Origin of the sequence: Dechloromonas sp. ZY10, from assembly GCF_041378895.1 — a bacterium.
In the GTDB taxonomy this organism is placed as follows: Bacteria; Pseudomonadota; Gammaproteobacteria; order Burkholderiales; family Rhodocyclaceae; genus Azonexus; species Azonexus aquae.
Window position 1 is genome coordinate 1587103 of the sequence record NZ_CP144212.1, and the last position, 19223, is coordinate 1606325.

Annotated in this window: 19 protein-coding genes, 1 pseudogene and 1 riboswitch; of the genes and pseudogenes, 11 read left to right on the forward strand and 9 right to left on the reverse strand. The window is 62.0% G+C overall.

Annotation, left to right across the window (positions count from 1 at the left end):
* The first annotated feature begins 2 nt into the window (after nucleotides 1-2).
* Nucleotides 3-1010: an anion permease gene (locus tag VX159_RS07210; RefSeq protein WP_371325295.1), complete on the forward strand. Its 1008-nt coding sequence runs from the start codon at nucleotides 3-5 to the stop codon at nucleotides 1008-1010.
* 83 nt (nucleotides 1011-1093) lie between these two features.
* Here VX159_RS07210 and VX159_RS07215 read toward each other — a convergent pair whose 3' ends face one another.
* Nucleotides 1094-1315 (reverse strand): YdcH family protein, encoded by a 222-nt coding sequence (locus VX159_RS07215; RefSeq protein WP_371325296.1) that lies wholly within the window; start codon nucleotides 1313-1315, stop codon nucleotides 1094-1096.
* Nucleotides 1316-1388: 73 nt separating this feature from the next.
* Between VX159_RS07215 and VX159_RS07220 the strand changes: the two genes are divergently transcribed.
* The 3 genes from VX159_RS07220 to VX159_RS07230 all read left to right on the forward strand — a co-directional run bounded on the left by VX159_RS07220 (nucleotide 1389) and on the right by VX159_RS07230 (nucleotide 5269).
* A complete protein-coding gene (locus VX159_RS07220) occupies nucleotides 1389-1697 on the forward strand; it encodes a hypothetical protein (protein ID WP_371325297.1) in 309 nt (102 codons plus the stop codon).
* On the forward strand, nucleotides 1697-2251 hold the full coding sequence (gene greB / locus VX159_RS07225) for a transcription elongation factor GreB (RefSeq protein ID WP_371325298.1): 555 nt from the start codon (nucleotides 1697-1699) through the stop codon (nucleotides 2249-2251). Before VX159_RS07220 ends, greB begins: the two co-directional genes overlap by 1 nt.
* 153 nt (nucleotides 2252-2404) lie before the next feature.
* A complete protein-coding gene (locus VX159_RS07230; RefSeq protein WP_371325299.1) occupies nucleotides 2405-5269 on the forward strand; it encodes an EAL domain-containing protein in 2865 nt (954 codons plus the stop codon).
* Here the strand turns inward: VX159_RS07230 and VX159_RS07235 are convergent.
* The 5 genes from VX159_RS07235 to VX159_RS07255 all read right to left on the reverse strand — a co-directional run bounded on the left by VX159_RS07235 (nucleotide 5266) and on the right by VX159_RS07255 (nucleotide 10765).
* The gene (locus VX159_RS07235; RefSeq protein ID WP_371325300.1) at nucleotides 5266-6156 is read right to left on the reverse strand and encodes an HDOD domain-containing protein; all 891 of its coding nucleotides are present in this window, start codon (nucleotides 6154-6156) and stop codon (nucleotides 5266-5268) included. The two genes, VX159_RS07230 and VX159_RS07235, sit on opposite strands and share 4 nt — an antisense overlap.
* Nucleotides 6157-6220: 64 nt before the next feature.
* The gene (gene modC, locus VX159_RS07240; RefSeq protein WP_371325301.1) at nucleotides 6221-7300 is read right to left on the reverse strand and encodes a molybdenum ABC transporter ATP-binding protein; all 1080 of its coding nucleotides are present in this window, start codon (nucleotides 7298-7300) and stop codon (nucleotides 6221-6223) included.
* A 9-nt stretch (nucleotides 7301-7309) separates the two neighbouring features.
* Complete coding sequence (gene modB / locus VX159_RS07245; protein ID WP_371325302.1) at nucleotides 7310-7984, reverse strand: molybdate ABC transporter permease subunit; 675 nt, start codon at nucleotides 7982-7984, stop codon at nucleotides 7310-7312.
* A 92-nt stretch (nucleotides 7985-8076) separates the two neighbouring features.
* Nucleotides 8077-10095 carry a methyl-accepting chemotaxis protein gene (locus VX159_RS07250; RefSeq protein WP_371325303.1) on the reverse strand — a complete coding sequence of 673 codons (2019 nt, stop codon included), beginning with the start codon at nucleotides 10093-10095 and terminating at the stop codon, nucleotides 8077-8079.
* Nucleotides 10096-10336: 241 nt separating this feature from the next.
* The gene (locus VX159_RS07255) at nucleotides 10337-10765 is read right to left on the reverse strand and encodes a putative toxin-antitoxin system toxin component, PIN family (RefSeq protein WP_371325304.1); all 429 of its coding nucleotides are present in this window, start codon (nucleotides 10763-10765) and stop codon (nucleotides 10337-10339) included.
* 126 nt (nucleotides 10766-10891) lie between these two features.
* Between VX159_RS07255 and VX159_RS07260 the strand changes: the two genes are divergently transcribed.
* Genes VX159_RS07260 through VX159_RS07270 form a run of 3 tightly spaced genes read left to right on the forward strand, consistent with a single transcriptional unit; the run spans nucleotide 10892 to nucleotide 13046 of the window.
* A complete protein-coding gene (locus VX159_RS07260) occupies nucleotides 10892-11878 on the forward strand; it encodes a tRNA dihydrouridine synthase (protein WP_371325305.1) in 987 nt (328 codons plus the stop codon).
* Nucleotides 11875-12711 carry a tRNA (guanosine(46)-N(7))-methyltransferase TrmB gene (locus tag VX159_RS07265; RefSeq protein ID WP_371325306.1) on the forward strand — a complete coding sequence of 279 codons (837 nt, stop codon included), beginning with the start codon at nucleotides 11875-11877 and terminating at the stop codon, nucleotides 12709-12711. The genes VX159_RS07260 and VX159_RS07265 overlap by 4 nt, the downstream gene beginning before the upstream one ends.
* Entirely contained in the window at nucleotides 12708-13046 is a 339-nt protein-coding gene (locus tag VX159_RS07270; RefSeq protein WP_371325307.1) for a YkgJ family cysteine cluster protein, read from the forward strand. The genes VX159_RS07265 and VX159_RS07270 overlap by 4 nt, the downstream gene beginning before the upstream one ends.
* A gap of 18 nt (nucleotides 13047-13064) precedes the next feature.
* Here VX159_RS07270 and VX159_RS07275 read toward each other — a convergent pair whose 3' ends face one another.
* Nucleotides 13065-14012 carry a LysR substrate-binding domain-containing protein gene (locus VX159_RS07275; protein ID WP_371325308.1) on the reverse strand — a complete coding sequence of 316 codons (948 nt, stop codon included), beginning with the start codon at nucleotides 14010-14012 and terminating at the stop codon, nucleotides 13065-13067.
* 114 nt (nucleotides 14013-14126) lie between these two features.
* Here VX159_RS07275 and VX159_RS07280 point away from each other — a divergent pair, with 114 nt between their 5' ends.
* Entirely contained in the window at nucleotides 14127-14306 is a 180-nt protein-coding gene (locus VX159_RS07280; RefSeq protein WP_371325309.1) for a hypothetical protein, read from the forward strand.
* Between the two features lie 28 nt (nucleotides 14307-14334).
* The gene (locus tag VX159_RS07285; RefSeq protein ID WP_371325310.1) at nucleotides 14335-15246 is read left to right on the forward strand and encodes a bestrophin family protein; all 912 of its coding nucleotides are present in this window, start codon (nucleotides 14335-14337) and stop codon (nucleotides 15244-15246) included.
* 141 nt (nucleotides 15247-15387) lie between these two features.
* Here the strand turns inward: VX159_RS07285 and VX159_RS07290 are convergent, their stop codons facing one another.
* Both VX159_RS07290 and VX159_RS07295 read right to left on the reverse strand, forming a co-directional pair.
* The gene (locus VX159_RS07290; protein ID WP_371325311.1) at nucleotides 15388-17142 is read right to left on the reverse strand and encodes a hybrid sensor histidine kinase/response regulator; all 1755 of its coding nucleotides are present in this window, start codon (nucleotides 17140-17142) and stop codon (nucleotides 15388-15390) included.
* On the reverse strand, nucleotides 17139-17744 hold the full coding sequence (locus VX159_RS07295; RefSeq protein WP_371325312.1) for a response regulator: 606 nt from the start codon (nucleotides 17742-17744) through the stop codon (nucleotides 17139-17141). The genes VX159_RS07290 and VX159_RS07295 overlap by 4 nt, the downstream gene beginning before the upstream one ends.
* A gap of 319 nt (nucleotides 17745-18063) precedes the next feature.
* On the opposite strand from VX159_RS07295, the pseudogene VX159_RS07300 reads away from it, so the two are divergent.
* Nucleotides 18064-18432: pseudogene (locus VX159_RS07300) on the forward strand (hypothetical protein); the annotation flags it as partial.
* Nucleotides 18433-18784: 352 nt separating this feature from the next.
* Complete coding sequence (locus VX159_RS07305; protein ID WP_371325313.1) at nucleotides 18785-18886, forward strand: hypothetical protein; 102 nt, start codon at nucleotides 18785-18787, stop codon at nucleotides 18884-18886.
* Nucleotides 18887-18963: 77 nt separating this feature from the next.
* A riboswitch (cobalamin riboswitch) is annotated at nucleotides 18964-19189 on the forward strand.
* Nucleotides 19190-19223: the final 34 nt, after the last annotated feature.

The window sequence follows — 19223 nt, forward strand, 5'->3', positions numbered from 1 at the left end:
CAATGGACTCCTTGCAAATCAGTCTCTGGGTGGTTGTCACCCTGGTTGCCGTCGCGCTGCTGTTCGATTTCATGAACGGTTTCCACGACGCTGCCAATTCGATTGCGACCATCGTCTCGACCCGCGTGCTCAAACCGCATCAGGCGGTCATCTGGGCTGCCGCCTTCAATTTTCTGGCCTATTTCCTGTTCCAGCTGAAGGTTGCCGCCACCATCGGGAAAGGCACCATCGACCCGGCGATCGTCGACCATTACATCATCTTCGGTGCCTTGGTCGGGGCCATCATCTGGAACATCATCACCTGGTACTACGGGATTCCCTCGTCCTCGTCGCATGCGCTGGTTGGCGGCCTGGTCGGAGCGGCTGTGGCCAAGGCCGGATTTTCTGGCCTGATTACCTCCGGGGTGCTCAAGATCATCGCTTTCATTTTCATCGCGCCATTGTTCGGCTTCGTGATCGGCGGCACCTTGATGGTGATTGTTTCCTGGCTCTGCCGCAACATGGCAGCGCGCAAGGTGGATAAGCACTTCCGTCGTTTTCAGCTGATTTCTGCGGCAGCCTACAGTCTTGGGCATGGCGGTAATGATGCGCAGAAAACGGTCGGCATTATCTGGATGCTGCTGATCGCAGCAGGAATTTCCCAGAGCACCGATCCGGTGCCCGGCTGGGTGGTTTTCTCCTGCTACGCGGCGATGGGTCTGGGGACGATGTTCGGGGGATGGCGCATCGTCAAAACCATGGGCAATCGCATTACCAAGCTTAATCAGGCGCGCGGTTTCTGTGCCAACAGTGGCGGTGCTGCAACCTTGTTCATGGCCAGCGCCTTCGGGATTCCGGTTTCGACCACTCACACCATTACCGGTGCGATTGCCGGGGTTGGCTCGACCCGGGGGGCCAGGCGAGTGCGCTGGGGGGTAGCCGGTGGTATCGTCTGGGCTTGGATTCTGACTGTACCGTGCAGTGCGCTGATGGCGGCAATTGCGTGGTATCTGGGAACCTTGGTCCTGTAGACCGTAGGGAACATCGAAGGTCTTGCAAGCCCGGCCTGGCGCCGGGCTTGTCGTTTTTGTGCAGACAAAACGATCGTGTGGTCTCAGGCTGGAATGTCGGGAATCAGCATTTCCTCCAGCAGGCGGATTCTGTCCTTTAGCGCCAGCTTGCGTTTCTTGATCCGGCGTACCAGCAATTCATCGCAAGAAGGATTGTTTTGCAGGTGCTCGATGACCTGATCGAGGTCGCGGTGCTCCAGTTGCAATTCCTGTAGCTGACCACGGATTTGTTGTATTTCCTCTTCGCAGAGGGGGTGCAGCGCCATGAGCGACTCCTGACAGCAAACGATGTTTTGCTAGAATAAACCCGCAATCTAATCAATAACGGAGGAGAACACCATGCAGCATCACGTGATCGTTGCTTTTGGCAAGGATAGCGAATTCGAATTCAAGTTTGCTTCTGGCGCCGCAGTCGAGGAGGCGCGTCAGTGGTTCGAGCGCGAGTTTGTCTCGCTCGAATGCGATGTGGCAACCCCGACCGGCAAAATTCTGGCGGTGGATCGTATTCTGTGTGTAGCGAAGTATGCCGGTGAGGCCCGTTTTCGCGAACAGCAGACCTGGGCCGAACAATTTGCCCGCAATACCGCCGCAATCCTCGGACGCGAACTGATTCGGGTAGATGTCGGGAATTACAGCATCGGTTATTGATGAGCAAGGCTTTTGTCCGTGAAAGCGATGGCGATGAGGAAGAACTCGAGCCATCGCTGAAACTCCCTGCCGGGGTTCGTAACTACATCACGCCAGCCGGGCATGCTCGCCTTAAAAATGAACTCGAACATCTGGTCAAGCGTGAGCGACCGCAGGTGGTTGAAGTCGTCGCTTGGGCAGCTTCCAATGGCGATCGCTCAGAAAATGGCGATTACATCTACGGCAAGCGGCGCTTGCGTGAAATCGACCGCCGCATCCGTTTCCTGACCAAGCGGCTGGATATTGCCGAAGTCGTTGATCCTTTACGCCAAGGCAACAATGATCAGGTATTTTTCGGCGCCCGGGTGACCGTTGCCGATGGCGATGGAAGCGAAAACACTTACACCATTGTCGGTGTCGATGAGGCGGATGCCTCACGAGGCAGAATCAGTTGGGTGTCGCCGCTGGCTCGTGCGCTGATCAAGGCCCGTGAGGGCGACACCATCCGCTTCCAGAGTCCGGTCGGGATTCGAGAACTCGACATCGTCGAGGTCGCCTATCTGCCGGTCGACTGAAAGCCAGGGATAGCAGAAGCGTCCTGTCGGACAATTGCGAAAGCCGCAGTTTTCGCTGGTGTTATTGCCTTTAGCGCAAAAGCATTTTTTTCTGGATTTTGCCTGGTATTGACCGTAACATGACCAAGGTTTTTCACCGGGCCGATGCCGACCATGGCGGAGCAAAATTCCCTTCCTGTTTCTTTCGATGCACTACGCTGTTTCCAGCAGACCTTCGGGGGCAGCGCCGATCCGGTGTGGCTGATTCGTGACCGGCGATTTGTCGATTGCAATCAGGCTGCGGTGCTGGCGCTGGGCTATCGGAGCCGAGAAGAGCTGCTGAATGTGCATCCCGCCCGTTTGTCTCCGGCGGTGCAGGAGGATGGCCAGAGTTCATTGCTCAAAGCCGAGCGGATGATGCACCAGGCCGAGGAACAGGGTGTCCTCTGTTTTGAATGGATTCATCAGCGTGCCGATGGGCAGCGTTTTCTGGCTGAAGTCAGCCTGTTCCGGGTCGAGCAAATGGGGGAGCGGACCCTGCTGTGTACTTGGCGGGATTTATCGGCATCGCGGCTGCGCGATCAACAATTACAGACCCTGCTTGAAGAGCAGCGCCTGATTTTTGATAGTGCCCATGTCGGTATCCTGATGTTGCGTCATCGCCGCATTCTCCGCTGTAACCATCGCTTTGCCGAAATGTTCGGCTATGCCATGCCGGAGGAGTTGGTCGGTTTCTCGACTAGCCGTTTTTACCCTTCTGCCGAGGCGTTTGCCCGGATTGGCGCCGAGGGTTATGCCAGCTTGGCGGAAAATGGGAGCACCAGCTTCGAGTGCGAAATGACGCGCGCAGACGGCGAGTCGATCTGGGTGATCCAGTCCGGCCGGGCTCTCGCCCCCGAGGATGTGCTGGGTGGCATCTCTGTCTGGGTCTATACCGATGTCACCCGGTTCAAGCAGGTGGACCGGCAGGCTCGCCGGCTGGAGGAAAAGTTTACCCGTGCCTTTGACTGCTGCCCGCTGGCCGCTGCCATTTCAAATATCAGTGATGGCCGCTTTCTTGAGGTTAATAGCAGTTATGAGCGGAATTTCGGATGGACGCGCGCCGATCTGATCGGCAGGACTTCGCTGGAAGTTGGCTTCTGGCCCGACAGTGCGACGCGTGATGCGTGGCTGCAGGCGATTTACCGGGCTGGCCGGCTGGTCAATTACGAGACGATCTGGATTCATAAATCCGGTGAGCGTCGGCATGTCAGCCTGTCTTGCGAGATCATCGAACTCGATGGCGAGTCATGGATCCTGACCTACATGACCGATATTACGGCGCGCAAGCTATGGGAGGCCGACCTGCGGATAGCGGCTACGGCCTTCGAGTCTCAGGAGCCGACTCTGGTTACCGATGCCAATGGAGTGATCCTGCGGGTCAATCAGGCATATATCGACAATACCGGCTACAGCGCAGCCGAACTGGTCGGAAAAACGCCGGCGGTGTTGCGTTCGGGGCGGCATGAGCCGGCGTTTTATGCGGCTATGTGGCGGCAGATCATGCGCGACGGCAGCTGGCGAGGCGAGGTTTGGGACCGTCGCAAGAATGGCGAGATTTATCCCAAGTGGCTAACCATTTCGGCGGTCAAGGACGAGCAGGGAACGGTGACTCATTATGTCGGCGTGCATCACGACATCACCGAGCGCAAGGCAGCGGAAGAGCGTATCAACGCATTGGCTTTTTATGACCAGTTGACCGGCTTGCCCAATCGTACCCTGCTGCGCGACCGGCTGCAGCAGGCGATGGCCGGCAGTGAGCGGGATGCCTCTTATGGGGCCTTGCTCTTCATCGATCTGGACAATTTTAAAACCCTCAACGATACCCAGGGGCATGAACAGGGCGATCAGTTGCTCAAAATCGTTGCCGGACGGTTGCGCGAGGTGATCCGCGAGACCGATACCGCAGCCCGGCAAGGGGGGGATGAGTTCGTTGTCGTGATTTCCGGTCTGGGCGACGAAACGGTGGCCGCGTTGGCCGCAGAGCACGTCGCAGAAAAGCTGCTCGCAGTGCTGGCCCAGCCTTATGTGCTTGGGACGCTGGTGCACCGGAGTTCGGCGAGCATCGGGGTAACCCTGTTTTTGGGCCCGTGCTTCAGCAGCGACGAATTGATGAAGCAGGCCGATCTGGCGATGTACAAGGCCAAAGCGGCAGGGCGGAATGTGGTCCGTTTCTTCGATCCAGCGATGGAGGCTGCCGTGCATGTCCGGGCGAATCTTGAACGGGATTTGCGGACAGCCCTTGATGAGGGGCAGTTTTTGCTGCATTTCCAGCCCCAGGTCAGGAGCGATGCTTCGATCAGCGGTGCCGAAATTCTGCTGCGCTGGCAGCATCCCTCGCGTGGCATGGTGTCCCCCGCAGATTTCATTCCTCTGGCCGAGGAAACGGATTTGATTGTACCGATTGGCTACTGGGTGATCGAATCAGCTTGTTGTCTGCTGGTCGAGTGGGCCGCGAACTCCGCCTGGCAGCATCTGACCCTGGCGGTTAACGTCAGTGCCCGTCAGTTTGACCAACCTGACTTTGTCGAGCGCGTACTTGGCATCATTGAGCGCAGCGGAGCCCCGGCTCGTCGCCTGAAGTTGGAGTTGACCGAAAGCATCATGGCCGGGGATGTCGATGCGATCATCGGCAAGATGCGCCGCCTGGGGGCGGTTGGTGTCGGTTTCTCGCTGGATGACTTTGGTACCGGGTATTCGTCACTGTCTTACCTCAAGCTATTGCCGCTGGATCAGCTGAAAATCGATCAGTCCTTTGTCCGCGATGTGCTGACTGACGCCAACGATGCGGCAATTGCCCGTACCGTCGTGGCGCTGGCCGGCAGCCTCGGGCTTGAGGTGATTGCCGAGGGGGTTGAAACTGCCGAACAGCGAGATTTTCTCGCCGCCAGCGGGTGTTACAACTATCAGGGGTATTTTTTCTCCCGTCCTTTGCCGCTGGCGGCCTTTCGCGATTTTCTGCCATCCCGGCTGGCAGTGGCCGAGGCGGTTGGAGTTTAATTGCCGACTTCCGCCTCGCGGCTGAGTCGCACCAGTTCTCCGATGTTCTCCGCCGGCAGGTCGAGTACTGCCAGGCAGGTTGGTCCGAGCTTTTTCCATTCACAAGTCATCGCCAGACCGGTACGAATCTGAAAAATGTACTCGGCCAACTGGGTTAGAGCGATCAGTTGCCGGATCGGGGTGGGTAGGGGTTCGGGCGAAGTACCCTGAATCGCCGCTGGCTCATGGTGATGGGCAATCGCCACGGCGATTTTTTCCGGGAGCAGCCATTCATTGGCCAGTCGGGCGCCGATCTGGGCGTGGTCGATCCCGATTTCATCCTGCTCGACGGCAGTGAAGCTGCGCTCGGCCTCGGTATTGGCGATTGCGAGCTGTGCCCGGTAGTCGTCAATATGAATGATCAGCGAGGGAATGCCGGCATCGCGGAACAGGGCAAAGGTATGCACATCTTCCGGTAGCAGTTCGCCCCGGGGCTGCAGGTGACTGCATAACCAGGCGGAAATTTCGGCAATCCGGGCCGAACTGTCCCAGAAGCGTTCCATATCGGGCAAGTGACTGAATACCTGGCGTAACGACAGGCCGGCAATCACCTGGACTACGTAGCGCAAGCCCAGCAACAGCATTGCCTCACGCGGAGAAGACACTTTCTTGCTGAGGCCCAGCATCGGGGAGTTGGCGGTCTTGATCAGTCCGGCGGCAAGGGCGACGTCCGAACGCAGCAGTTGTCCCAGCCGGTTGAGATCCGGCTCTTCCCTCGCCATTTCCTGCTCGATCGCTTCAAGGATGGTCGGGCGCGGCGGGATGCCGATTTCGCGCAGGGAAATATTCATCCGCTTGCGAACGGAGTCCTGGTCGCTGGTAGGGGTTTGGCTGGCGAGAGAAGTCATGGTTGGATCCGGATCAATGCAGCATTGATTCTAAAACAGGTGGCAGTAATTTCCTCGGCCAGACTCAGGCCAGCAGCGCAACTGCCTTGATTTGCGCCCTGACAGGCTGTCCCGGATGCAACTCCAGTGCGTTGGCCGAGCGTCGGGTGATGCGGGCGAGCAGTGTTTCACCGCCGCTGTCGAGGCGGACCAGTACGTGGCCGGGAGTTTGAGTCTCGGCCAGTTCGCAGACGGTAGCAGCAACGCAGTTAATAATGCTGCTCCGGGTTTGCGGGACCAGGGCCAGGCTTACGTCGCGGGCATGGATACGGCAGCGCAAGGCAGTTCCCGGTGGCTCGCTCCGTTGCGATACATGAATCTCGCCGCCGGCAAAGTGCAGCCGGGTCAGCCCGTCGGCGGCGTGTTCGGCGACGGTGGCGTCGATCACGACGGCGGCGTCGTCAGCCAGCGCGCCGGGCAGGTCGAGGCGGCCGAGAACGCGCTTGAGCGGGCCGCTGGCGACACAGCGTCCGCTTTCGAGGACGACCAGATGGTCGGCGAGGCGGGCGACTTCGTCGGGCGAGTGGCTGACATACAGCATCGGCAAGGCCAATTCGCGGTGCAGGCGTTCGAGGTAGGGCAGGATTTCTGCCTTGCGCTGCGGGTCGAGTGCGGCCAGCGGCTCGTCGAGCAGCAGCAGGCGTGGCGCCGTGAGCAGGGCGCGGGCGATGGCAACGCGCTGGCGTTCCCCGCCCGACAGCGACAGCGGCGAACGGGCGAGCAGGTGGCCGATGCCGAGCAATTCACAAACTTCGTCGAGGCGGAAACGGCGCGCGGCAACGGGCACCCGCCGGGCGCCGAATTCGATATTGCCGCGCACATCGAGATGAGCAAACAGGCTGCTTTCTTGGAAAACCACGCCGATTGCCCGGCGGTGCGGTGGCACGAACAGCCGTTTTGCGTCGTCCTGCCAGATTTCGCCGTTGACCGCACAATAGCCGCCGGATGGGCGTTCCAGACCGGCCAGCACGCGCAGGCAGGTGGTCTTGCCGGAGCCGGAATGGCCGAACAGGGCGGTGATGCCGGAGCCGGGCAGGCTCAGGTCGAGGTCGAGGGCGAAATTGTCACGGTCGACGCGAAAACGGGCCACAATTCCTGGCGCCATCGTCCCTCCTCAGGCCAGCGGCCGGCGTTGCCGGTTGAGCGTGTACAAGGCCAGCAGCACGACAAAGCTGAAGACCAGCATGCCGGCGGCCAGCCAGTGCGCTTGTGTGTATTCCAGTGCCTCGACATGGTCGTAAATCTGCACCGAGACCAGCCGGGTCTGCTGCGGAATGTTGCCACCGATCATCAGCACGATGCCGAATTCGCCGACGGTATGGGCAAAGCCGAGCACGGCGCCGGCAAACAGGCCGGGCCGGGCGAGCGGCAGGGCGACCGACCAGAACGTATCCCAGGGGCTGGCGCGCAGCGTGGCGGCGACTTCCAGCGGGCGCTCGCCGATGGCTTCGAAGGCGTTCTGGATCGGCTGGACGACGAAGGGTAGCGAATAAAAGACCGAAGCCACGACCAGGCCGCCGAAGGTGAAGGGAAGCAGTCCCAGTCCCAAGCTTTGCGTCAGTTGCCCGAGCCAGCCTTGGGGGCCCATCGCCAACAGCAGGTAGAAGCCGATGACGGTGGGTGGCAGCACCAGCGGCAGGGCTACCACTGCGCCGATGACCGGTTTGAGCCGTGAACGGGTCCGCGCCAGCCACCAGGCCAAGGGGGTGCCGATCAGCAGCAGCAACAGGGTGACGACCGTAGCCAACTTCAGAGTCAGCCAGATCGTGGCAAGGTCTTCCGGGGTCATGGGCAATCGATGCCGGTGGAAAAAACGGCAGTTTACACAGCCGTTCCGCAGGCGCGAAATCTTTTCCCCGGCTGCACGGGCCGGGGTGGGTTTCAGGCGCGGAAGCGGCCGACCGCCTGCAATAATTGTTCGGCGAGGGTTTCCAGTCCGCGTGCCGAGTCGGCGGCACGGCGGACTGCGGCATTGTTGCGGCTCGCCATCTGGGCAATTTCCTCGACGTTGTCGCTGATCCGGTGGCTGAAGCCGGTCTGGGCATTGACTGCTTCGCCAATCGCCGCGATGCCGTCGGTCGTACTTTGTACCGAAGCGCCGGCCTCCTGCAGCGCTGTCTTCACCGAGCGGGCCTGCTGCGCGCTTTCGTGCAGGGCGTGGGTGCCGCGCTGGATAGCTTCCTCGACACTGTCGGTCCGGTTGCGCACATTCTGGGTCAGGGCATCGATACTGCTTGCTGACTGCGCCGATTTTTCGGCCAGCTTGCGCACTTCGTCGGCGACCACCGCAAAGCCGCGCCCGGCTTCGCCGGCACGGGCTGCCTCGATGGCAGCATTGAGCGCGAGCAGATTGGTCTGTTCGGCAATGTCGCGTACCTGTGCCGTCATCTGGCAAATTTCGAGTGTCGTCGCCACGAAGGCTTGTACAGTGGTGGCAATATCCTGTACCGCATGCTCGACGATGTCGATATCGCGCACCATGGTTTCCAGGTTGTCCTGGCCGAGGGCGGTTTTCTCTCGGCTGTGGCGGGCAATCGCATCGACCTCACCGGCCCGTTGCGAGACGTCGTCAATGCTGTGGGAAATCGAGGTTACGGCATCGCTGGCCTGGCGGGCCAGCGTTTCCTGGGTGGCTGAACTGCTCGATATTTCGTTGGTGCTGTCGGCCAGTGCATGAGCGGCATGACCGAGGCTGCCGGCACTGTGTTGCAGCGACTGGATCACTTCCTGGAAGGAGGCGGCCATCCGGTTGAAACTGTCGGCGATGTCGGCGTATTCGTCGTTTGAATGGATCGCCACCTTGTACTGCAGGTCGCCGTCAGCCAACGCGCGTCCGCCCTGGATCAGGCGTTCGCTGCCGCGGGCCAGCGACAGGTAGGAGCCCATCGACAGATAGCCGGCGAGGCCGAGCCCGATGGCCGCCAGCAGCAGATATAAATTGCGCTGGCTTTGCAGGCGTGTCTCGCGGGCGGCCAGCGACTCCGCCAGTTGTTTTTCGACGCTGACGGCCAACTGACTGACGCTGCTTAGTGGAGCGCTGGTGCTGCTTAACACTGCAGTTGGCGTGGCGTCGATGTCGGTCTTGAAAATCAGTTGGTCTTCGACAAAGCGGCGCAGGCCCTGAATGTCCTTGTCGAGCTTGCCCAGTGCCGCCTCAATTGCCGGTGGCGTACCGCCAGCGGCGAGCGCGCGGGCCAGGCTTTCGCGAACCCGCGCCTGCTGCAGCAAGGCATCGCCCACCAGCTTGTCGAGACGGCCTTTATCGCCGGCATCGATCATCTGCACTTCCGCGATGTAGGCAGCTTTCAGCCGGGTTTGCGATAAGGTTGCGGCGAGTTGCGGCAGGTGGGCGATCAGGACATCGTTGAGATAGTAGGTTTCCACCTCGCCGTCGAGTGTCAGTTGCGTGCGGTCGGCAACGTTGCGGGCATGCGATGCCAGCGCAGCTTCCATCTGTTCGGCGATCTGGCGGATTTCCGGCGTCGAGGAGGCAGGGAGCACGCTCTTTGCGGTTTGCCAGTCCTTGGCCAGTTTTTCCCAGCTGGCGGCGAGTTGCCAGCGCGGGTCATCGCCGGCCTGGCCTTGCTTGAGCAACTCGTCGAAGCGCTGGGCGGCAGCCTGGGCGCGCGCGGCGATTTCCTTGTCGCTGGCGCCGGCCGAGAGCAAGGTCAGCGCTGTGGCCTGCTCCTGCAGGGCTTCGGTCAGGCTGCGGATGGGCACGATCATGCGGGCGCCGGCAATTTCGTTGCGGGTGGCGCTCAGCTGGCTGCCGACGCTGCCGAGAAATTGCCAGAGCAGGCCGGCGATCAGCAGGCCGCCCGCAGCACCGATCAGCACAAAGCGCGAGGCAAAGCGCAGTCGATTCATCAACTGTACTGCCGGTTCAAAAATGAACAGCATGGTTTTTACTCCAGGTGTGGATATGCGACTCCCGGCCTGCCTCTGTCAGTGCCGGGTATCGTTTTTGTTATCTTTTTATTCTGCCGTGACGCCCCTGGTGCGCCCATTGTGGACAGCACGTAGTTGCGCATTGATGAACAGCTTATGCTTGCGGTGACGAGGTGGGTGTCAGCTGGGCGACAATTTTTGTTTTTTTGCCATTTTTCAGGTCGACCGTAGCTGCCTTGGCTGGCCCGGTGCTTCAGCCGAAAATTGTGCTCAGGCGGGGGGCGAGGCGGACTGGGGCGACGATTTCGAAGGCCAGCTTGCTGCGCCCGCGCAATTTGAGCAACGCCTTGTCTTTGCTGACCAGGATGTCGGCACCGCTGCGGGCGGCGAGTTCGAGGAATTTCTGGTCGTCCTTGTCCTTGCAGCGCGGTAGTGGCGGTGCCTCGCCATCGCCGACGACGGTGACGCGGGCGGTGTAGCGGGCCCAGCGTTCGGCGATCATTTCCGGGGTCAGCTTGAGCTGCGGATAAGTCAGCACCCGTTGCAATTCGTCGAGGGTGCGGGCATCGGCCAGGCATTCGATCTGTCCGGCTTCGAGCGCGGCCATGATCGGCACGGCATCGGTATTGGCCCAGTGGAAAAGATCGAGGACGACGTTGGTGTCGAGAACAAGACGCAGCATGGCGAGGATTATAATGCGTCCCCTGTTTTTGCGTGGCTCGGGTGGACTTCCCCGGTTGGCTGCCCGTTGTGGTTGCTGACCCGTCCTTGCTCCGTTCCGCCCGACCTGCTGCCTGAGTCCTGCTCGATGTCCCGTATTCTTCTCGCCCCGATGGAGGGGCTCGCCGATCCCCTGATGCGCCAGATCCTGACCGCCGTTGGCGGCTACGACTGGGGAATCTGCGAATTCGTCCGCGTCACCGAGAGTGTGTTGCCGAACCGCACCTTTCTCCGCACCTGCCCGGAACTGACGCAGGGCAGCCGTACCGACGCCGGCACGCCGATCCGCGTCCAGCTGCTCGGCTCCGATCCGCACTACCTGGCGGCCAATGCCCGGCGCCTGGTCAAGCACCGTCCGGCCGGGGTCGATATCAATTTCGGTTGTCCGGCGCCGACGGTCTTTCGCCATCGCGGCGGCTCGGCGCTGCTTGGCGAACCGGAACTGCTGCACGCCATCGTCAGCGCGATCCGCGCCGAGGTGCCGCGCGAGATTCCGTTTACCGCCAAGATGCGGCTGGGGATCAAGGACCACTCACTGGCCATCGACTGCGCGCGGGCGATTGAAGCCGGCGGCGCTGACGAGTTGATCGTGCATGGCCGGACCAAGGTCGACGGCTACAAGCCGCCGGCGCGCTGGCACTTGATCGACGAAGTGCGGCGGGCGGTGCAGCTGCCGTTGATTGCCAACGGCGAGGTGTGGACCGTGGACGATTTCCGCAACTGCCAGCAGCAATCGGGTTGTGCCGACGTTATGCTCGGGCGCGGCGCGCTCGCTGACCCGCTCCTGCCGCGCCGGATTCGCGGCGAACTGCCGCCCGAAAGCGCCGCCAACGAGAGCTTGTGGCCCATGCTAGTGCCGGCGCTGGCCGAATTCTGGCTGGGCGTGCGCCTGCGGGTGCGGCCAGTGCATGCCGGCGGCCGGATCAAGCAGTGGCTGATGCTGTTGCGCCGTCACTACCGGGTGGCCGAAGAACTCTATACCTTGCTGCGTCCGGTCAAGGAGGCGGAAGCCATCGACCGCTTGTTGCTCGAACGCGGCATCCTGCCGCATTTGCCGAATGAGGTGCATCCATGAGTTATCGCACCGGCTTGTCTGCCGGCCAGGCCCCCGCGTCCGAACCTGCGGATGCGGAGGATGCTGCCGGCGAGGGCAACTCCCGTTTCATCGTCAGCGCTCAGGACGGGCCGCACCGCGACCTGCCGGCCTTGCTCGAACGCCACCTCGCGCATCCTTTCCGCAAGCCGGTGCTCGACTACAACCGGGCGGCGCTGGCGACGGCACTGGCGGCGTGGCGGGACTGGAATCCGGCGGCGCCGCTGATTCTCGATGCCGGTTGCGGCGTCGGCTGGAGCACGCTGGCGATTGCCGCGCAGTACCCCGATCATTTCGTGCTTGGCGTCGATCAGTCGCTCGAGCGCCTGCAGCGCGGCAAGCCTTTGCCGCTGCCGGAGAACGCCTTGCTGCTGCGTGCCGACCTGGTCGATTTCTGGCGCCTGCTGGCCGGCGAGGGCATCCGCCTGGCCCGGCATTACAACCTTTATCCCAATCCCTGGCCCAAGATCGGCCACCTGGCACGGCGCTGGCACGGGCATGCGGTGTTTCCGGTGTGGTGCGAACTCGGCGGCGTGCTCGAATGCCGCAGCAATTGGCAGATTTACATCGCGGAAATGGCGTTTGCCTTGAGCCGCCTGAGCGGCCAGCCGGTCGCAGCCGAGGCCTATGCCGTGCCATCGGGCGGGCAGCCGATGACGCCGTTCGAGAAAAAATACCTGGCTTCGGGCCACGGGCTATGGCGTTGCGTGGTCGACTTTGCAGCGGTTGCGTCTGACCAGACGCATGCGGCGGCTAATGGCTTGGCCACTGGTTTTTCCGGTTTTCCGGCGTCGACCGTGGATCAGCGCCAATGAGCGTCGCCAGCAGTCCTTGCCAAAGCTGCGGTGCCTGCTGCGCCAGCCTGCGCGTCGACTTTCATCCGGCCGAACTGGCCGGTGGCGCCTTTGCCTGGGGCGACGGCGTGCCGCTGGCGATGACCGTGCCGCTGACCCCGGCGCTGGTGCGCATGCGCGGCACCGACGCGACTGGCGAAGTAACCCGCTGTGTCGCGCTGGACGGCGAAATCGGGGTCGCGGTCAGTTGCCGCATTTACCACGGTCGACCGTCGCCATGCCGTGAATTCGATATCGAACACCCAGCCTGCAACCGCGCCCGCCGCCATTGCGGCCTGCCGCCGCTGGCCGAGTAAACGGCGTTTGAACTCCGCTCAAGCGGCACCGTTATCGGGAGGCGTCACGATGTCGGCGCTGGCACACCGTGCCTGCAGCCAGTCGGCAAAGACCTTGGCCGCCGGCGTCGCGGGCTGCCGCAGTAACAGGTAGTAGGCGTAGGCCGAGGGCAACGCTTGCCGATGGCAGATTTGCAGGCGGCCATCGGCCAGATCGTCGGTAATGTGCGCCCGTTGCATCAGCGCCACGCCCTGGCCGGCAAGTGCCGCCTCATGGACCAGTACGGCATTGGAAAAACTTGGCCCCTGGCGGCAGTTGATACCGTCAAGGCCGGCCAGCCGGCACCATTCACCCCAGTTGGGGCGCTGTTCCGGTAGCGGAATCGAGGCATCGTGCAGCAGCGTCTGCCGGGCCAACCAGGCGGCAAACGGCAACTCGGGGCGCCACAAGGCCGGCGCGCAGACTGCTAGGTAATCGCCAGTCTGCAAGCGCAAGCTGGCTTGGCCCGGGTAATGCCCGTGACCGTAGCGGATCAAGACATCGACTGCGTCGGGAATCAACGGTTGCGGAATCACCGTCGCATCGACATAGTCCGGTGCGCTACCCAGGTGCAGCGTGATCTCCGGGTGCCGGCGGTTGAATTCGCCCAGATGCGGCACCAGCCAGCGACTGGCAAAGGCGGCCGGGGCACCGACGTGCAGCGTGCCTTCTGGCCGAACGGCGGGAAGCTGGGCCAGCGCCTCGGCAAAGCAGGCGAAGCCGTCACGAATTCCCGGCAACAGCGCCATCCCTGCCGGTGTCAGACGCAGGCTGCGCGGACTGCGCTCAAACAGTGAGCAGCCCAGGTAGTCCTCCAGGCTGCGGATTTGCTGGCTGACGGCGGCTGGAGTGACGTGCAGGTCACTGGCGGCCTGGCGGAAATTGAGCCGGGTAGCGGCGACCAGAAAGGTGCGCAGGGTGGATAGCGGGGGCAGGCGGGGTAGCATCGCTCAAGGTTAACTTTTTCTTAACGTGGCGATGATAAAACATTGTTTTGTGCGCTGCAGCAAAAGGACTAGACTTTTTTCGTCTCCCATTTTTTTGCGAAAGGAGTGTGGACCGTGAATATCATCCGTCTGCTCACCCGTTGGTTCTCCACCCCGACTACCGCAGCTGCGCTCAGCTACGACGAGGTCTTCAGCGCTGGCCAGCCCGAGCGGGTTGCCGTCACCCCGGCGCCGGCGGCGATCGCCGATGGCGAAGCCTGGTTCCACGAAGTCTTTGCCGGAGCAGTATTTTGAGCCGGCCATGCCGGCAGGCGGGGGCGCGATGATTGTCCGTCCCCGCCCGCACTGGTTGCGCCTGTTGTTTGTCCGGCGAGGTTCGCTGGTCCACAAGATTTTTACCCAGCAATGCCTGATGTTTGCGTGGTCGGCCGCGATCATCTACGCCCACGCGCATTTGCAGCACTGGCAGATTTCCCTGACTGCGGCACCGTTTTCGCTGATGGGCCTGGCGCTGGCGATTTTTCTCGGTTTTCGCATCAACGCCAGCTACGACCGCTACTGGGAAGCACGCAAGCACTGGGGCGCCGTGCTGGTCGAGGTCCGCAACCTGGCTCGCCAGGCACAGACGCTGACTTCAACGGCCAGCCAGCCGCGCCCCTTCATCCTCGGTCTGGCCGGCTTTGCCGCCGCAATGCGCAACCAGTTACGCAGCGAGGCCAGCGATCACGGCTGTCGCCACTTGCTGCCGGAAAGCCTGCTGGCGCAGATGCAGGGCAAGCGTTTTGCACCGGTGCTGGTGCTGCGCTGGCTCGGCGAATGGTTGCGCGACGAGCGCGAGGCCGGGCGGCTCGACCCGGTGCTGGCGCCCAAAATGGAAGCCTCGCTCGATGCGCTGTCGATGGCCCACGGCAGTTGCGAACGGATCGCCTACAACCCCTTGCCTTTCAGTTATGCGGTGATCCTGCACCGCGCCGCCTACCTGTTCTGCCTGCTGCTGCCCTTTGGCTTGGTCGAGTCGGTCGGGCTGATGACGCCACTGGTGGTCACCTTCGTGTCTTACACCTTCTTTGCGCTGGAAGCCCTCAGCGATGAAATCGAGGAGCCTTTCGGGCGCAGTACCAACGATCTGGCCCTCGATGCAATGGTCGTGACCATCGAAATCAGCCTGCGTGAACTATTGGGTGAGACCCCGCCGGCGGCTCTGCAGCCGGACTGCAACTACCTGCTGACCTGAGATTGCGGCGGCTATTGCGGCTTGCGGGCGGGCTTGAGGCGTTTGCGAGCAGCGGGTATTTGCCGGCCGCCATCCGGCGGGCGGCAAATACCGATGGCTGCCCTGGGCGCAGTCCTGGTGTCCAAGGATGTGTTCAGGCGGTTACCAGCGCTGGGCCAGCAGGCTGACGATCTGCCGGTACAGTTCCCGTGGCTCAACCGGCTTATGCAGCAGCGGAACCCCGAAGGCGCGAGCTTCGCGCAGTCGTTGCGGATCGGTGTCGCCGGTAATCAGCAGAGCCGGGATCGGGCGCTCGGCTTGCTGCCGGATGCGTTCGATGGCCTCGGCCCCGGTCCGGTATTCGCGCAGGCGGTAGTCGCTGATGATCAGGTCGGGTGGATTTTTTCGGGCAATCATCAGGGCCCGTTCAATGTCATCAACGCTCTGGCAGTTGAAGTCCCATTCAGCCAACTGTGCAGCGGTACTGGCCCGCACGATGTCGTCGTCGTCGATCAGCAGAATGTTCACGTTTTGCGGCAGGATGCGTGGGACCGGCGGAGTGGGGGGGAGGGGCTCTCCGGCATAAGTCAGCGGCACGCCAAGGCGGAAAACACTGCCGCGTCCTGGCCGGGAACTGACCGAAATGGGGTGCTGCAGGCAGGTGGCCAAGCCTTTGACGATGGCCAGGCCAAGACCCAGGCCTTTCTGGCGATCGCGTTCAGGATTGCCGAGTTGGTGAAATTCGCGAAAAATTTCCTGATGTTGCTCTTGCGGGATGCCGATTCCGGTGTCGTAGACTTCGATCAGAGCCATCTGTCCGCGTTTGCGGCAGGCCAGCAGGACTCCGCCGCGCCGGGTGTAGCGAATCGCGTTGCCGACCAGATTGCGCAGAATCACTTCCAGCAGTCCGGGGTCGGAAAGAACGGCCAGATCGGTTTCGCGCGAGCGGTAGTTGAGCCGCTTGGCATCGGCCTGGGCGATGAATTCGTTCTCGATCTTGTTGAGCAGTGGCTGCAGGCGGAAGCGGCTGAACTGGGGCGTGATGTTCCCGGCCTCGATCCGCGAAAAATCCATCAGCGTGTGCAACATTTCGCTGCTGGCATTGGTGGCAGTGGTCAGGTGGTCGATCAACTCCTGCTGTTTCGGACTTAACGGGGTATTGCGCAGAACGCTGAGAAACATCCCCTGAGCATGGATCGGTTGCCGCAAGTCATGGCTGACCGAAGCCAGAAAGCGCGATTTTGCGTGGTTGGCGGCATCGGCATGCAGGCGGGCGTTGTCCGTCTGCTGGATTTCCCGACGCAGACGCTGTTCGCTGAGATAGAGTTGGCGGCGCTGCAATTCGGTCAGATAACCGGCGGCGCCGCCGATCAGGTTGGCGGTGACGATATAGAAATCATGCAGGCAGAGCATCTCGGCCGGAATATCGTTGCGCCAGAATGCGCCAAGGTTGTAGGCCGCCAGCAGCAGCAAGTCGACTGCCAGTGCATAGATGAAGCGGGTGCCGACCAGGTTGTAGGTGAAAAAAGTAACCAGGATCAGGGCCGGGTAAAACGCATCTGCCTGCTCGTGCGGCAGATACAAACCCATGCTCACCAGTCCCAGCCCGCCGGCCAGGCCGACCAGTGCGAGCAGCAAATAATTGCAGAGCGGGAATAGCCGGTGGGTTGAAAAGAGCAGGACGGAGACAGGCACCAGCGTAGCGGCACCGCGGATCGTCCAAACTGCAGTCAGGTCGTTGCCGGAAAAAAAACGCGGGTCGAACAGCAATCCGTGCGCCAGGTAAGTGCTGATTGCGACCAGCAAGGCCATCCGGCCCTGCTGGAGCAGACGTAACTGGTCATGCTGCTGGAACGCCACTTCGACGCGGGCATCCCTGAAACAGAGGGTGAGTCGCTTGAGTTCCGGCGGGATCACCGGATATATCCCCGGCGGCGGGCTTCAAAGACGGCTTCGGTCCGGTTGCTGACGCCGAAATAGCCGAGAATGTCCTGCACATGGCGGCGGACGGTGTTGTCGGAAAGTTTGAGTTCGCGCGCGATCAGCTTGTTGCTGAGTCCATCGCAGAGCAGTTCGAGAACTTCGCACTGACGGGGGGTCAGGAAGTCCTGTTCGCTGCGGGAGTGGGGGGGCGGGGCATCGTTTTCAGCCAGCAACTGGTTACGGATGGTGGCGGCAATGTGCGAACTGTTTTCAGACTTGGAAAGAAAGCAGTGCACCCCGCGCTCCAGCGCATTGTTGCGGGTGAATTCGTCGTCCTGTGCCGAAAGCATGATCAGGCGGGCGTGCGGCCAGCGTTTGCGGAGCAGGGTCACGCCATCCAGACCATTGAGGCCGGGCAGCTTGATGTCGACGACGATGCCGTCGGGCGACACATCCAGCTGCAGCGCGGCGTGGATCGACGAGGCCGTATGTACTTCCAGGTCGGGCATCTCATGTTTCAGCACGATGCCGAGACCTTCGAGCAGGATGGCGTGATCGTCGATGATCAAAAGGGAAGGCAAGGGTTCTGTAGTCATGAGAAAGGCTAACGGCAAAAATGACCAAAGAATGGATAGTTCGAAAAGACCAGTTTGCTGTCAAGCGGTTTTTGCCCTTTTAAGGGTTTTCGATAATTTTTCGCTTTGTCGGGCTGAGGTGGCCTGACTCGGCCAGTCTCGGCGGCCCCGAAAGCCATTTGCCGGTCAGCCTTCGCCGGGATGCAGCCGAGCATATCTGGCGGCAATGAGGACAAGGTGGGGTATTGCCAGGGGCATGGCCCAGTGGTCCAGCCGGCCTATTCAGTGTTGCTTGCCAGCTGCTGTTAGTCACCCTGAACGCATTAGATGAAAGGGAGGGATGTACGCCGTATTGCTTGACAGTACGCCGGCACGCCGGGTGCAGACCAATCTCGATCGCTCGTCGGAGCGGCTAGGCGGTGCCGTCCGCCAGCTTTCATCGGGGCTGCAGATCAATGGCGCGAAAGACGATGCCGCCGGCGCGGCGATCGCCGAAAAAATGACCAGCCGCGTACGCGGTTTAGACCAGGCGCGGTGCAATGCCAATGACGCGGTTTCGGTTCTGCAAACCGCAAAAGGCGGCTTGAATTCCGTTGCCAATCATTTGCAGCGCATCCGCAAACTGGCGGTACAGGCCGGCAACGACACGCAGAGCGCCAGCGACTGTGCGGCCTTGCTGCAGGAGGCCGGGCAGTTGGTCTCCAATCTGCAAATCGCCAGCGAGAATACTGCCGCTACCCGCTACCCGCTACCCGCTACCCGCTACCCGCTACCCGCTACCCGCTACCCGCTACCCGCTACCCGCTACCCGCTACCCGCTACCCGCTACCCGCTACCCGCTACCCGCTACCCGCTACCCGCTACCCGCTACCCGCTACCCGCTACCCGCCACCCGCCCACCGCCCACCGCCCACCGCCCACCGCCCACCGCCCACCGCCCACCGCCCACCGCCCACCGCCCACCGCCCACCGCCCACCGCCCACCGCCCACCGCCCACCGCCCACCGCCCACCGCCCACCGCCGGATCCGCGATGCCGATTACCGGATTGCCGTCAGCACCATGACCAGTGGCCAGATTGCCCGGCAGGCAGGGATTGCCATGCTGGCGCAGGCCAGTAGCCAGCCGCAGCAGGTGCTGACCCTGCTGCGCAGCTGGATGTAAGGCGGATTGCGGCCGCCTGGGTCGGGGCGGAATGTCCCGTAAGCGTCGGTGGCATGCCGCCCCGGCGCTTTGTGATTTATAATTACAGCCTTTCGGGTAGCCTGTCCGACACCATATGTCGATGGGCGACGGGAAGCCGGTGATCCGGCGCGTGAGCGAATCGTCACGCGCGGCCAGTCCGGCGCAGCCCCCGCTGCTGTAGGCCTGACGACTTTGCATTCAGCCACTGCACCGCAAGGTGCGGGAAGGCGCAAGGGAGGACGAGGGCAAGCCAGAAGACCGACCCGGAAAACGTTTGCTTCATGCTCCGGGTGGGAGCGCGGGCCGGTGGCAGCAG

Coding starts and splice junctions, on each gene's coding strand:
- VX159_RS07220 (WP_371325297.1), top strand. CDS start 1,389: ATGCAGCATCACGTGATCGTTGCTTTTGGCAAGGATAGCGAATTCGAA.
- VX159_RS07305 (WP_371325313.1), top strand. CDS start 18,785: ATGACCAGTGGCCAGATTGCCCGGCAGGCAGGGATTGCCATGCTGGCG.
- VX159_RS07210 (WP_371325295.1), top strand. CDS start 3: ATGGACTCCTTGCAAATCAGTCTCTGGGTGGTTGTCACCCTGGTTGCC.
- greB (WP_371325298.1), top strand. CDS start 1,697: ATGAGCAAGGCTTTTGTCCGTGAAAGCGATGGCGATGAGGAAGAACTC.
- VX159_RS07255 (WP_371325304.1), bottom strand. CDS start 10,765: ATGCTGCGTCTTGTTCTCGACACCAACGTCGTCCTCGATCTTTTCCAC.
- VX159_RS07285 (WP_371325310.1), top strand. CDS start 14,335: ATGATTGTCCGTCCCCGCCCGCACTGGTTGCGCCTGTTGTTTGTCCGG.
- VX159_RS07260 (WP_371325305.1), top strand. CDS start 10,892: ATGTCCCGTATTCTTCTCGCCCCGATGGAGGGGCTCGCCGATCCCCTG.
- modC (WP_371325301.1), bottom strand. CDS start 7,300: ATGGCGCCAGGAATTGTGGCCCGTTTTCGCGTCGACCGTGACAATTTC.
- VX159_RS07230 (WP_371325299.1), top strand. CDS start 2,405: ATGGCGGAGCAAAATTCCCTTCCTGTTTCTTTCGATGCACTACGCTGT.
- VX159_RS07270 (WP_371325307.1), top strand. CDS start 12,708: ATGAGCGTCGCCAGCAGTCCTTGCCAAAGCTGCGGTGCCTGCTGCGCC.
- VX159_RS07275 (WP_371325308.1), bottom strand. CDS start 14,012: ATGCTACCCCGCCTGCCCCCGCTATCCACCCTGCGCACCTTTCTGGTC.
- VX159_RS07250 (WP_371325303.1), bottom strand. CDS start 10,095: ATGCTGTTCATTTTTGAACCGGCAGTACAGTTGATGAATCGACTGCGC.
- VX159_RS07215 (WP_371325296.1), bottom strand. CDS start 1,315: ATGGCGCTGCACCCCCTCTGCGAAGAGGAAATACAACAAATCCGTGGT.
- VX159_RS07265 (WP_371325306.1), top strand. CDS start 11,875: ATGAGTTATCGCACCGGCTTGTCTGCCGGCCAGGCCCCCGCGTCCGAA.
- modB (WP_371325302.1), bottom strand. CDS start 7,984: ATGACCCCGGAAGACCTTGCCACGATCTGGCTGACTCTGAAGTTGGCT.
- VX159_RS07295 (WP_371325312.1), bottom strand. CDS start 17,744: ATGACTACAGAACCCTTGCCTTCCCTTTTGATCATCGACGATCACGCC.
- VX159_RS07235 (WP_371325300.1), bottom strand. CDS start 6,156: ATGACTTCTCTCGCCAGCCAAACCCCTACCAGCGACCAGGACTCCGTT.